This window comes from Flagellimonas hymeniacidonis (genome assembly GCF_008040165.1).
Classification (GTDB): domain Bacteria; phylum Bacteroidota; class Bacteroidia; order Flavobacteriales; family Flavobacteriaceae; genus Flagellimonas; species Flagellimonas hymeniacidonis.
Map to the genome: position 1 here is coordinate 976,543 of NZ_VRUR01000002.1, position 13,379 is coordinate 989,921.

13 protein-coding genes are annotated in these 13,379 nt (G+C 36.8%); 9 read left to right on the forward strand and 4 right to left on the reverse strand.

Annotated elements, in window-relative coordinates:
• Window positions 1–27 precede the first annotated feature (27 nt).
• The 3 genes from FVB32_RS13310 (at window position 28) to FVB32_RS13320 (ending at window position 4,254) form a co-directional block, all read left to right on the forward strand.
• Window positions 28–1,227, forward strand: a complete 1,200-nt coding sequence (locus FVB32_RS13310; protein ID WP_147744284.1) for a DUF4249 domain-containing protein — start codon at window positions 28–30, stop codon at window positions 1,225–1,227.
• 200 nt (window positions 1,228–1,427) lie between these two features.
• Entirely contained in the window at window positions 1,428–2,567 is a 1,140-nt protein-coding gene (locus FVB32_RS13315; protein ID WP_187269573.1) for a DUF4249 domain-containing protein, read from the forward strand.
• A 151-nt stretch (window positions 2,568–2,718) separates the two neighbouring features.
• Entirely contained in the window at window positions 2,719–4,254 is a 1,536-nt protein-coding gene (locus FVB32_RS13320) for a YifB family Mg chelatase-like AAA ATPase (RefSeq protein ID WP_147744286.1), read from the forward strand.
• A 3-nt stretch (window positions 4,255–4,257) separates the two neighbouring features.
• Here FVB32_RS13320 and FVB32_RS13325 read toward each other — a convergent pair whose 3' ends face one another.
• Together FVB32_RS13325 and FVB32_RS13330 are read right to left on the reverse strand one after the other, a co-directional pair.
• Window positions 4,258–4,902 carry a GNAT family N-acetyltransferase gene (locus FVB32_RS13325; RefSeq protein WP_147744287.1) on the reverse strand — a complete coding sequence of 215 codons (645 nt, stop codon included), beginning with the start codon at window positions 4,900–4,902 and terminating at the stop codon, window positions 4,258–4,260.
• Window positions 4,903–4,906: 4 nt separating this feature from the next.
• Window positions 4,907–5,782, reverse strand: coding sequence for a BKACE family enzyme (locus FVB32_RS13330; RefSeq protein WP_147744288.1), 876 nt, complete (start codon window positions 5,780–5,782; stop codon window positions 4,907–4,909).
• Window positions 5,783–6,053: 271 nt separating this feature from the next.
• Here FVB32_RS13330 and FVB32_RS13335 point away from each other — a divergent pair, with 271 nt between their 5' ends.
• A complete protein-coding gene (locus tag FVB32_RS13335) occupies window positions 6,054–6,464 on the forward strand; it encodes a hypothetical protein (protein WP_147744289.1) in 411 nt (136 codons plus the stop codon).
• On the opposite strand, the gene FVB32_RS13340 is transcribed toward FVB32_RS13335, so the two are convergent.
• The gene (locus FVB32_RS13340) at window positions 6,461–6,904 is read right to left on the reverse strand and encodes a hypothetical protein (RefSeq protein WP_147744290.1); all 444 of its coding nucleotides are present in this window, start codon (window positions 6,902–6,904) and stop codon (window positions 6,461–6,463) included. The two genes, FVB32_RS13335 and FVB32_RS13340, sit on opposite strands and share 4 nt — an antisense overlap.
• 177 nt (window positions 6,905–7,081) lie before the next feature.
• Here FVB32_RS13340 and FVB32_RS13345 point away from each other — a divergent pair, with 177 nt between their 5' ends.
• The 4 genes from FVB32_RS13345 to FVB32_RS13360 are packed head-to-tail and all read left to right on the forward strand — an operon-like array spanning window position 7,082 to window position 10,585.
• Window positions 7,082–8,278, forward strand: a complete 1,197-nt coding sequence (locus FVB32_RS13345) for an Nramp family divalent metal transporter (RefSeq protein ID WP_147744291.1) — start codon at window positions 7,082–7,084, stop codon at window positions 8,276–8,278.
• A complete protein-coding gene (gene pxpA / locus FVB32_RS13350) occupies window positions 8,279–9,022 on the forward strand; it encodes a 5-oxoprolinase subunit PxpA (protein WP_147744292.1) in 744 nt (247 codons plus the stop codon). It begins immediately after the preceding gene.
• On the forward strand, window positions 9,019–9,753 hold the full coding sequence (gene pxpB, locus FVB32_RS13355; protein WP_147744293.1) for a 5-oxoprolinase subunit PxpB: 735 nt from the start codon (window positions 9,019–9,021) through the stop codon (window positions 9,751–9,753). The genes pxpA and pxpB overlap by 4 nt, the downstream gene beginning before the upstream one ends.
• A complete protein-coding gene (locus FVB32_RS13360; RefSeq protein ID WP_147744294.1) occupies window positions 9,746–10,585 on the forward strand; it encodes a 5-oxoprolinase subunit C family protein in 840 nt (279 codons plus the stop codon). The genes pxpB and FVB32_RS13360 overlap by 8 nt, the downstream gene beginning before the upstream one ends.
• A 7-nt stretch (window positions 10,586–10,592) precedes the next feature.
• On the opposite strand, the gene FVB32_RS13365 is transcribed toward FVB32_RS13360, so the two are convergent.
• On the reverse strand, window positions 10,593–11,321 hold the full coding sequence (locus FVB32_RS13365; protein ID WP_147744295.1) for a nitroreductase family protein: 729 nt from the start codon (window positions 11,319–11,321) through the stop codon (window positions 10,593–10,595).
• Window positions 11,322–11,680: 359 nt separating this feature from the next.
• Between FVB32_RS13365 and ilvD the strand changes: the two genes are divergently transcribed.
• Window positions 11,681–13,357, forward strand: a complete 1,677-nt coding sequence (ilvD, locus tag FVB32_RS13370) for a dihydroxy-acid dehydratase (protein ID WP_147744296.1) — start codon at window positions 11,681–11,683, stop codon at window positions 13,355–13,357.
• The last annotated feature ends 22 nt before the right edge of the window (window positions 13,358–13,379 follow it).

The following is a 13,379-nucleotide window of genomic DNA, read 5'->3' on the forward strand; positions in this document are numbered from 1 at the left end:
TAAGGTAATTGATCTCAAAGAACTTCTATGAGACGAAGATATACCTTTTCACTTCTTTTTTTGCTTCTTCTTCTAAGTTGCATAGACCCATATGAGCCAAAAACAATAACTTTTGAAGACATTTTGGTCGTGGAAGCACTTCTTACGGATGAATACAAACATCAAGAGGTAATTCTAAGTAGATCCTATGAGTTTGAGAGAGAAGCTCCCTATCCAGAAACAGATGCTTTAGTGCGGATAATCAATGATTTTGGCACCGTCTACGAATTTACCGAGGCTGAGCCTGGAAGATATGTTTCCGTCACCCTTTTCAAAGCTGAAACCAACTATGAGTATACACTTTCTATCATAGCCAGTAACGGAACGTCATACAGTTCAACACCAGAACAGCTAAATGGCACATCGATAATAGAAGATTTGTATGGCAATAGGGTAGTGGATGATTTTGGTGAAGACGGAATTGCAATACAACTTGATAATTCCAATATTTCAGATACCCCAAGTTTTTTTAGATATGAATATGAAGAAACGTACAAGATTATTGCACCACGCTGGCTATCCTATGATTTTGCGTTGGTAAGCTCTAATTCAGTAGGGAGCCAAACGCAGGTTTTCGCAACTAACGGCTTAGAGAGTGTAATATTGGTTCCTAAGGAACAAGAGGAAAGAATTTGTTATGGCACAAACCGGTCCAAGAACATCATTATAGGTACTACGGAAGAACTGGAAGAAAATAGGTTGTTAGGGTTTAAGGTGCGGTTTGTGAATAGCGATGATTTTATACTCTCCCATAGGTACAGCATATTGGTGAAACAATATGTAACCTCATTTGAAGCGTATACCTACTACAAAACCCTTAAGGAAATATCAAGTTCTGAAAGCCTGTTTTCTGAAAACCAACCTGGTTTTTTTATAGGGAACATTAAGTCAGAAAAAAATAGGGATGAAAAAATAATCGGCTTTTTTGATGTATCCGCAGTTACTGAAGAGAGATTATTTTTTAATTACTCCGATTTTTATCCGGGAGAGCGTCTTCCTCCCTATGTGAACGCGTGTAGGTCCATTAAGCCAATTACCTTATTGGAACAGGTCCGACTGGATATTGTTCATTACAATGACCCTGGAGCATATGAGGATGAAGATGATGCACAAATTGCGATTCCTCGTGAGTGTGGCGATTGTACCGCTTTGGGTAGCAATGTTAAACCTTCTTTTTGGCAAGATTAGAAAGGTATTTCTTTCCATTACTTCATAGTCAATAAACCATCTATCGATTATAAAGTGATATACATCAAATTAAAACCCAGTATCCGTCAAACAGAACTTCTTTGTTGAGTAGAACTTAATAAATTATAGGTTCTAAGTATCAAAGAACTTAAATGAAATGGCCTTCTATTTTTTTCCTTTTTCATCTTTTTCTAAGTTGCGTGGACCCATACGAGCCAAAAACAATAACCTTTGAGGACATTTTGGTGGTAGAAGCGATTCTAACGGATGAATACAAACACCAAGAAGTAATTCTAAGCAGATCCTATGAATTTGAGAGGGAAGCCCCCTATCCAGAAACAGATGCTTCAGTCCAGATAACAAATGATTCTGGAAAAGTATATGAATTTACCGAAATGGATCCAGGAAGATATATTTCAGTTGTTCCATTCAAGGCAGAAAAAGGTTATGAATATTCACTTTCTATTAAATCCAGTACAGGAAAGACTTATGGTTCCACGGCCGAACAGCTGCATCAACCTGTAAAAATGGATAGTCTTTATGCAAAGAGGATCAATGATGATTTTGAAAATAATGGAATGGCGATATCCATAGATAATTCAGATCCAACAGGTCGGTCTAGGTATTTTAGATATGAATATGAAGAAACCTATAAGATCATAGCTCCTTATTGGCTGTCCTATGATTACAAGATTGTTAATGCCGGGTCCGTACATGAAATGGATATAGTTTTTACCTCTAATGGATTTGAAAGCGTTATTTTGGCCCCGAAGGAAGAAGAAGAGCTTATTTGTTACGGAACAAATGCTTCTACAAGAATTATCGTAGAAACCACCGAAGGCTTGGATAAAAGTGAGCTTACCAATTTTCAGGTTCACTTTATTGAAAGTGATGATTATATACTTTCACACAGATACAGTATTCTGGTAAGGCAATTTGTGACTTCCTTTAATGCCTACAACTATTACAAGATCCTTAGGGATATTGCGAGCTCTGAAAGCCTTTTTTCTGAAAATCAACCAGGTTTTATCGTGGGGAATATTAGTGTTGTCAATAATCCAAACGAAAAAGTCATTGGCTTTTTTGATGTATCATCTGTTTCCGAGAGGCGACTTTTTTTCAATTACAAAGATTATTACCCTAAAGAAAGGCTTCCACCTTATGCTAGTCCGTGTCATCCACAAAAATCAATAACCCTAATGGAACAGGTTAGATTAGATTTTGTACATTATATTGAGCCAAATCCTTTGGATAACCCTCCCTTGAATGCTATTCCTAGAGAATGTGGGGATTGCACTGCTTTAGGTAGTAATGTTAAACCTTCTTTTTGGAAAGATTAGAATACGGGAAAGTTTCTTCCAGTAAAGAGTCATTCATTAACTATAAAGTGGCCTACATCAAATTAAAACCCAGCATTGATCAAAGAGAAATTTATTGTTAGGTGAGATTACCTACATTTCCATCCTGATCAACATGATTCTCTTTTCGTAAATGTTAACAAAAGTATACGGTAGTGCAGTTTTTGGAGTTGAAGCACAAATCATTGTTGTTGAAGTAAATGTTGACAAAGGAATTGGTTACCACTTGGTGGGACTACCAGACAATGCCGTAAAGGAAAGTAACTACCGTATAGCCGCCGCACTACAGAACAACGGATATAAGATTCCAGGAAAGAAAATCACCATTAATATGGCACCGGCCGACTTGCGAAAAGAAGGCTCTGCCTATGATCTTACTTTAGCGTTGGGAATACTCGCTGCGTCCAATCAAATAGAGCATAAATCAATCGGAAAGTACTTGATTATGGGAGAACTTTCATTGGATGGGGATTTGCAACCCATAAAAGGAGCTTTACCTATTGCTATAAAGGCACAGGAAGAGGGTTTTAAAGGATTTATACTTCCCGAAGAAAATGCCAAGGAAGCTGCAGTTGTGGGCGATTTGGAAGTATACGGTGTGAAAAATTTAAAAGAGGTCATAGATTATTTTGATAAAAAAAAGCCGCTCCGACAAATAAAAATCAATACTAGAAAGGAATTTCTTCAAAAAGCAGATTTTCCAGAATTTGATTTTTCAGATGTAAAAGGTCAGGAAAGTATAAAACGTTGTATGGAAATCGCAGCCGCTGGTGGACATAATATTATTTTAATTGGACCTCCGGGCTCTGGCAAGACGATGCTAGCTAAAAGATTACCTTCTATTTTACCACCAATGACCTTGCATGAAGCATTGGAGACCACAAAAATTCATAGTGTTGTAGGGAAAGTGAAAAGCAATGGGTTAATGAGCCAACGCCCTTTTAGAAATCCACATCACACCATAAGCAGTGCCGCATTGGTCGGTGGGGGAAGTTATCCGCAACCAGGTGAAATCTCATTATCCCATAATGGAGTTCTGTTTTTGGACGAACTCCCTGAATTTGAACGAAGGGTGTTGGAGGTGATGCGACAACCTATGGAAGATAGGGAAGTAACCATTGCAAGAGCAAAATTCACTGTAACCTATCCAAGCAGTTTTATGCTGGTAGCTAGCATGAACCCCAGCCCTGGAGGTTACTTTAATGACCCAGATGCTCCGGTGACTTCTTCTCCAATGGAAATGCAACGGTATTTGGGTAAAATTTCAGGACCATTATTGGATAGGATTGATATTCACATTGAAGTTGCTCCGGTTCTGTTTGAAAAACTATCCGAAGAACGAAAAGGAGAAAGTAGTATTGAAATTCGAAAAAGGGTCATTGGAGCGAGGGATATTCAAACCAGAAGATTTTCAAATTTAGAACAGGTGCATTATAATGCACAAATGAATACCAAGCAGATTAGGGAGTTTTGTGTTTTGGATGATGCTTCCAAAGTACTACTTAAAAGTGCTGTGGAACGGTTGAACTTATCGGCACGAGCTTATGACAGGATTTTAAAAGTAGCTAGAACAATTGCGGATTTGCAGAATGTGCAAAATATTTCAACCCTTCACATTTCGGAAGCTATTCAATACAGAAGTTTGGATAGGGAGGGATGGTTGGGATAATCATCAATTGGAGTAATCCTTGATTTTAATCGTTCTATGGTATTTTTTGAATAATAGAATAGCAAAGTAAAGAGTCAATGGCCTGGCATTTAACTTTTCTTTGAACTTTTGAGAAGATTTATTAAAATAATCAGTAATACTATATATGTTCTCAACCCCTTCTTTTTTAAGTAGTTGATAGCTATGATATCTCAAGTACGGAGCTAAGTTTTTACCCCTATAAGATTGATAAGTGTACATATTTAATAAATAAGCTTCATTTAACTCTAATTTAAATTGTTTCTTTCTATAATTAAAGCCGTTGTATTCTATAGACATAAATGCAGTTATGTCCCCACTATGTTTTAATCCAATACATTTTAATCCATTGTCAAAACGTTCTATAAGAGTCTCAGTATTTACAAAGGAAATATTTTTAAGTTTTTTTATATCGCTAAGTGTTAAAAAACCAATTTCAAAATCTTCTTTGTTGCCTTTAATAACTGGCTCAATATAAATATTAACTCCTTCTTTAACCCAATAATATGCTCCAATGTCCAAACCTATTCGGGTAAGAAAATTTCTAAGAGTCATAAGAAAAAGACCATGCTTAATTCTTATAAAGAATAATCTAAATTTATAAAACTTACTCCCCTCCTTTGCTCTCATAAGCTTAATGGTTAATTGGTAGTCTACCATATTCGCCATTACCACTCTTTAATCCCATTCTAAGTCTAAATTCTTTAGAAGACATTATTGTTCTTTCATTCGCTTCTGCAATAGTATGTATTCTATTTATGAAATCAAGATTAGAGGCTAGTTTAGTGCGTTTACTATCATACCATATGTTATCTTCAATTCCAACTCGCACACCACCACCAGTTGCAATACCAATAGAGTTCATTTTTAATTGCGCAGTTCCAATACCAGCCAAACTCCAAAAAGAATTTTTTGGTAAATCATTTATCATAATACCAGTGTTGAGCAGGTTTGCTTGGGCACATGCAATATTCCCCAATATAAGATTGAAATAATATGGTGGCTCAATCAATCCTTTTCTCTCGAGATATTTAGCATAATTAATCATTCCAATATCAAAGGCTTCCAACTCAGGAACAATTCCATTTTCTAACATTGTTCTTGCTAAATCTTGAATCATTTTTGGAGAATTCTGACTAGCAGTAGCGTTAAAATTAAGAGAACTCAAAGTTAAACTGCCCATATCTGGTTTTAAAGCACCTTCAAGAAAAAGAGGATCTGCTCTTTTTTCAAATTCTGAATAATCCCTTCCACTCAATGACACACATAGTACTAAACTTGAATTGTATTTTCTGATATCTTCTATTATTTTACCGTATGTATCCCTCTTATAGGTTGGATTTCCGTTTACAGCATCCCGTGCGTGAAGGTGTACCATGGTAATGCCAATTTCGGAGGCTTTTAGCACATCCTCTACAATCTCTGATACACTTATCGGTACATGAGGTGTCATTTCCTTTGTGGGAATCATTCCGGTTGGGGTGAAATTGACAATTAGCTTTTCTGACATAAGTGGGAGTATAATTGAATTTGAAAATGGAAATTATTTTCGAAAATATAGATACGAATCGTTTTTGCAAATTTTCTCAGATAGGATTACAATATATTAGCTGTCATGCATGAGTAATACATAAATGAATTTCTTAACCTTTTCGCTTTCAATTTCTTAAGTAAATCGTAAAAAATGATGTATTACATAAAAAAATAAGTTAATTCTACTCATTTTCAATCTTTTAAACTTGATTCTGAAGTATTTTTGCGCCCGTTTTAAAATAGTAGTCATGCAATGTGTAGAATTGAATCCCGTTGGCAACTTTGATCCATGGGAACAAGAAAAGATAGATGAATTATTGCATCAAGAAATATCACAATCCCTTGGAGATCGTTTGGTTTTTGAAAATGAAAGTGTTAAACTTTGGGATTTACGCCTAGATCCAGGTGAGCGCATACCTTTTAGGAACCATAACACCAATTATAGTTGGGTTTGCACAACAGGTGGCTTAGCATTGACTCGCCATGGTGATGGCAAAATTAACATGATTAAACTTGAACCAGGAGATACCGAATATTGCAAAAACATTGGTAAAAATTACACCAATGATTTAGAGAACATAGGTGAAAATACTATTGCTATTAATATTTTGGAATATAAGGAGAGCAATGTTGGAAAACAGTTATTGTTCACTGATTAAATCACTTTTATATTCGCTTTCAACCCTTCAATAATACCAAGGATGTTTTGCACGGTATCTTCCATGTAATACTTCACTGCCAAGTGCGGAATACGAACCGTAGTAAAACCATTCTTAAAAGAATGCATAGCTTGCTCTAAATCACTTATTGCTTGTTCATGGGTTATCATATTGTAATCCTTATCAATTTCAATATTGAGTTTAACCCTTGAAATGGCAATGTCCACAGATTTTTTGCCATCCCACCATTCTAACATGGGATGGGCTCCAGCTTCTTTTAGAGCATAAAATAGTTGTATGGCCTCTAGAGGGGTATTATTGTCTAGAATAATCTTTTTGATAAGTCGGGTATGTCGTTCACAGAGTTCCACTCCTAAAGAATCCATAGATTCCTTATGTTCGTGGTACCCGATATTTTTGTCACAATCCTTACATGTCATGAGTATCGGTCAAGTTTAGGTCAATTATACAATTTGGGACTATTATAACTTTTGCATTTTCATATTCGTATAAAAAATCGATGTATAACATGGCACTTTTAGATGAAATGCACTTTCTTAGATGAAATGCATAGATTAGGGCAAAACTTTTTAAATTAATGACAGAAAAAGAGACATATGTTTAAAAAAATAGGGCCGGGAGTCTTGGTGGCAGCGGCTTTCGTTGGTCCAGGGACAATAACGGTATGTACATTAGCGGGGGTTCGTTTTGGATACACCCTCGTTTGGGCTGTTCTTCTATCCATCTTGGCGACTATAATACTTCAAGAAATGGCAGGGAGAATTGGTGTAATTTCTCAAAATGGGCTTGTTGATGTAATAAAGGAAGAACTCAAAATAAAGTGGATAAAAAATACTGTCATTGGAATTGTATTGGGAGCCATACTTATTGGCAATGCTGCATATGAAGCTGGTAACATAGGCGGCGCAACTCTTGGACTTGAGGGTTTATTGGGCGAAACCGTTCTAAGTACTTTTTTCCCCGCTATTATAGGTTTTTTTGCTTTTCTACTATTATGGTTTAGTAGTTACAAAACACTAGAAAAGATATTTGTTGGACTAGTTGGTATTATGGGAGTATGTTTTGTGGTCTCTGCCATTATCACCAAACCATCTTTAATTGCCATTGCCAAAGGAATGTTTGTCCCCAAACTTCCAGAAGGGAGTTTATTAATGGTAATTGCTTTGGTAGGGACAACCGTGGTCCCGTACAATCTGTTTTTGCATGCCTCTTTGGCCAAAGAAAAATGGAAGTCCAAAGACCAATTAAGTGCTGTTAAATGGGATACTGTTATTTCAATTGCTTTAGGCGGAATTGTTTCAATAGCAATAGTAATTACAGCTAGCGCTGCACCAATACAAGAAGTTGGCAATGTAATGGATATGGCAAAAGGTTTAGAGCCTTTATTTGGAAAAGGAGCTATTTATTTTATGGGGATAGGTCTTTTGGCCGCAGGAATAACTTCAGCTATAACAGCCCCATTGGCCGCCGCTTTTGTAGCGAGCAGCTGTTTTGGCTGGGATGGCGGTATGAAAAGTAAAAAGTTTAAACTTACCTGGTTCATAGTGTTGTTTTTGGGAGTTTTCTTTTTGTCTTTCGATATAAAACCAATCCAGGTAATACAGTTTGCCCAAGTTGCCAATGGTATATTGCTACCTGTGATGGCTATGTTATTGCTGTGGATAGTCAATAAAAAATCTGTAATGGGAGAATTTAAGAATACATTATTGCAAAATATTTTTGGAGTACTGATTGTTGGGTTTGCCATATTTTTGGGAGCGAAAAGCATTTTAAAAGTAATCGGCTGGTTCTAGATGAAAGAATTTAGTATTGATATCAATTGTGATGTTGGGGAAGGTATTGGGAACGAGTCTGAACTTCTTCCTTTAATAAGTTCATGCAACATAGCCTGCGGAGGACATGCAGGAGACATTTCAAGCATTACTGAGGTAGTCAAACTGGCAAAATTGCATAAGGTAAAGATTGGTGCACATCCTTCATATCCTGACAAAGCTAATTTTGGTAGAGAAATAATGAATATTCCATACTCAAAATTAAAGGAGAGTCTCAAAGACCAACTTAAGACTTTTGAAGATGTGCTTCAACAGGAGAAAGCTAAGTTCAGTCATATAAAAGCCCATGGTGCTCTGTATAACCAAACAGCAAAAGATAGCGAATTGGCCTTTCATTATTTAGAGGTCATACAGCAGTATAAAGATTTCGCTTCATTATATGTTCCATATGGTTCGAAGATTGCAAAACAAGCTTTGGATGCAGGATTCAAAATAATGTATGAGGCGTTTGGAGATAGAAACTACACAGATAACTTAAGTCTGGTTTCTCGAAAACACGATAATGCTCTTATACAAAATCCTCAGAAAGTATTGAAACATATTCTTTCTATTATAAAAGAAGGTAAGGTAATTACCAATAGCGGAAGAAAAATCGAAATACATGCTGAAACAATTTGTATTCATGGGGATACTTCCTCAGCATTGGAAATATTGATGTATCTTTCAAATGAATTACCCAATCACAGCGTACAGCTACAAAAGTGAAGAGTTACCCCATAAGAATAAGACCATATGGTAAGCATGCCGTTCTAGTAGAATGGCCAAATTTGGTAGACAAATCTATTTTAGAAGATATTCTTGCGTTTGTGGACTGTTTTAAAAGTCTGAATTTACCAGGATGGGAAATGTCAGCTGCCTATAATTCATTAACCATGGTCAATCACTTAGGAGAAATTGACTATGGGCACATCAAGAAATTGATTGATGAGTGCCATTCCAAAAAAACAAAAACTAGTAACAGAACAGAGCGGTATTTATGGCGAATACCAGTTTGTTATGATTTGGATTTTGGGATTGATATCGAAGAAACAAGTGCAACTTTGGGTCTATCTGTAAAAAAACTGATAGAATTGCATACTTCTTTTGAATATACGGTTTATGGAATTGGATTTTTACCTGGATTTATGTACTTAGGAGGATTACCTGAAGACTTAGAAATTCCAAGGCGAAAAGAACCCAGATTAAACGTAGCCAAGGGTTCTGTTGGGTTGGCTGGAAAACAAACAGGGATATATCCTCAAGACTCCCCTGGAGGTTGGAATATTATTGGAAGCTGCCCCGTTTCAATATTTAATCCTGATTTGGAAAAACCATGTTTTGTAAATGTTGGGGACAAAATCCAATTTTATAAAATATCCAGTGCCGAGTACGATTTACGAAAAATAGAAGGTGAGGTTGGTATTTACAAGCCAGAAAAAACAATACTGAATGCTTAAAGTACTAAAATCTGGTTTTTTTGTGACCATCCAAGATTTGGGGCGATTTGGATATAGAGATATAGGTGTTCCAGTTTCTGGGGTCATGGATCAAATTTCCGTTAAAAAAGCCAATAAGCTTTTAGACAATAAGCCAGAAGCTGCCGTAATGGAAATAGCCATGACGGGTCCTACTTTGCTATTTGAATCTCCAACATATATTTGTTTATCCGGAGCATATCTCTCCCCTGCACTAAACAATAAGCCCATTGAAAACAATAAGGTTATCAAAGTTTTAAAAAGCGATGTTTTGTCTTATGGGCGACTTGAAGAAGGATTTAGAAGCTACTTGGCCGTTAAAGGAGGTTTTAAAACAAAGAAGGTTTTAGGAAGCTATTCCCAGTATTTTCCAGTTACAGAAAATAAGTGCCTTGAAGATGGTAACGAAGTGCTCTTTGATGAGACCGTTTCTTTTAATCCGTTGTTGTCGGGTATTAAGATGGAAAACCACTTAAAGTTAGCCGATTTGGAAGTATATAGAGGGCCTGAATTTGAACTTTTGACGGATCAACAGCTGGCATCACTTTTTTCAAAACCTTTTACAGTTTCAAAAGCCAACAATCGTATGGCATATCAACTGTCAGAGCTTATAGCGGGACATAAAGAGTCTATGTTGACCTCTGGGACATTGCCTGGAACAGTGCAACTTACCCCAGCGGGGAGGTTAATAATTTTAATGAAAGACGGACAAACAACAGGGGGTTACCCGCGGATACTTCAACTATCTGAAACTTCAATTTGTGTATTGGCTCAAAAAAAGTTCGGAGATTCTATTTCATTTACGCTGCAATAAAGGAAGATTATATTTTCTTGTATACCTCTTCAAATGGTATTCTAAAACGGGGGCCGTAAATCCCTTTTTCATCACGAATCCCACATCCTATGACCATATTGATTTCGGCGCCAATCGGTAAATCCAATATTCGTCTTATTCTCAAGGTATCACTGCCTTCCATAGGGCAGGTATCATAACCAATCGCTGCCATGCTAATCATAAAGTTTTCTGCTGCCAATCCTGCGCTTTTATGTGCCACTATACGCATATCCGAATTTCGTACTTGTCGATAAACAGGTTTAAAAATTCCCAAAATTTGAAAAACAGCGTATTTCATCCACCCAAGCAGCCCAAAAAAGTCAAAATAAACAGTAGGGATAAGTTTGCGGTAATAATTAAGGGCAAACTTTTCTCTTGAGGTATAAGAATCTTTAGGTTTCTTTCCATAGGCCGATTCCAGAAAATCAAGATTATGCTTCGCTCTTTTACGCCATAAGTCCTTACGGGAAATCACTACGACCATTTGTTGTGCTGTTTTGGCAGCATTTTGACCCAGACAGGCTTTTGTCATTTTTGCTAAAATAGCTTTGTCAATAACATGGTAGAATTCCCATAATTGCATATTACTGCTAGTGGGTGCCAAGACGGCATTTTCAATACATTGTCTTACTTTTTCAATATCCAGTATGGTGTCATTTTTAAAAACACGAACAGAACGTCGATATTGAATTGCTTGGGTAACGGTTTTTTCCATATTGCTAAAGATACCTAATGTGGTTTTATAATTTTTTTTGTACTATTGAATTGTGAAAGCAAAAAATCTGATTAATAGTGTGGTCATTATTGTTCCTCTTTGGGAGTGATACAGATTTGCTATTAATCAAAAAAAGCCTGTATCAAGCAAATGATACAGGCTTTTTTTATGCTCCACAAAATAAATGAATATGGGATTTTAAATTGATTTAAATATTTGAATATCAATTAGATATATCAATATTAATTTAAATGAATTTAGAACCTGTATAACTGTTAAAATTATTGAGTTTTGGAAACATCTATCTTTGGTTATTGGAGTAAATTCAACAAAAACCTGGATTTGAAAGAAATGTATTAATGGAATTGAACAAGTATAGTAAAAATGTAACCCAAGACCCAACACAACCAGCCGCACAGGCCATGTTGTACGCTATTGGATTAACAGAAGAGGACCTTAAAAAGCCTTTAATCGGAATTGGAAGTACAGGCTACGAGGGCAATCCTTGTAATATGCACTTGAATGAATTGTCCACTTATGTAAAAGAGGGAACGCAACAAGGTGATTTAGTCGGGTTAATATTTAATACTATTGGAGTTAGTGATGGCATTTCTATGGGAACATATGGTATGCGTTATTCCCTTCCATCTCGAGATATCATAGCAGATTCTATGGAAACCGTGGTTCAAGCAATGAACTATGATGGTTTAGCAACGGTTGTTGGATGCGATAAAAATATGCCAGGAGCTTTAATGGCTATGATTCGTTTAGATAGGCCTTCAATCTTGGTATACGGAGGAACGATTGCATCTGGCTGTTTGAAGGATAAAAAATTGGATGTCGTATCTGCATTTGAAGCTTGGGGACAGAAAGTCGCAGGTACTTTGAATGAAACTGATTATAAAAGCGTGATTCAAAATGCGTGCCCTGGGGCTGGAGCCTGTGGGGGCATGTACACAGCAAACACTATGGCCTCTGCTATTGAAGCGTTGGGTATGGCACTGCCCTATAATTCATCCAACCCAGCCGTTGGAGATAGAAAAAAACAGGATTGTATTGCCTCAGGTAAGGCATTAAAACATTTACTGGAGCATGATATCAAACCAAGTGATATCATTACCAAAAAATCTTTGGAAAACGCTGTTAGGCTAATAACCATTTTAGGTGGCTCAACAAATGCAGTACTTCATTTCTTGGCCATTGCCAAAGCTGCTGAAATTGAATTTGGATTAGAAGATTTTCAACGAATTAGTGATACCACTCCATTCTTGGCAGATTTAAAACCAAGTGGGAAGTACCTCATGGAAGATTTACATAGCGTAGGAGGAGTTCCAGCAGTAATGAAATTTATGCTTAAGCATAATATGTTGCATGGCGATTGTCTTACCGTTACTGGAAAGACCATAGCCGAAAATTTGGCAGAAGTAGCTGATTTAACAGAAGGGCAGAAGGTGGTTATGGGCCTTAACAACCCGATTAAAGATACTGGCCATCTTAGAATACTTTATGGTAATCTAGCTATCGAAGGAGCTGTTGCTAAGATTACGGGTAAAGAAGGATTGCATTTCTCAGGACCGGCAAAAGTTTTTGAAGGTGAATTTGATGCCAATGACGGTATACGTGATGGATTGGTGAAAAAAGGTGATGTGGTGGTAATTCGCTATGAAGGACCAAAAGGAGGTCCTGGTATGCCAGAAATGCTGAAGCCAACAGCGGCCATAATGGGAGCTGGTTTAGGAAAAGACGTAGCCTTGATTACCGATGGAAGATTTTCTGGGGGGACACATGGCTTTGTTGTAGGGCATATAGCTCCGGAAGCTCAAGACGGAGGAGCTATTGGATTAATACAAGATGGCGATATCATTACCATTGATGCCGAAGCAAATAGCATTTCTGTCGATATTTCAGATGAAGAATTAGCGAGCAGAAAAGCAAAATGGGTACAACCACCCTTAAAGGTGAAAAAAGGAAGTCTATACAAATACGCCAAAACAGTTTCTTCGGCCTCCCAAGGTTGTGTTACTGATTTGATTTAACAATATAGTCCCAGAGGGATGG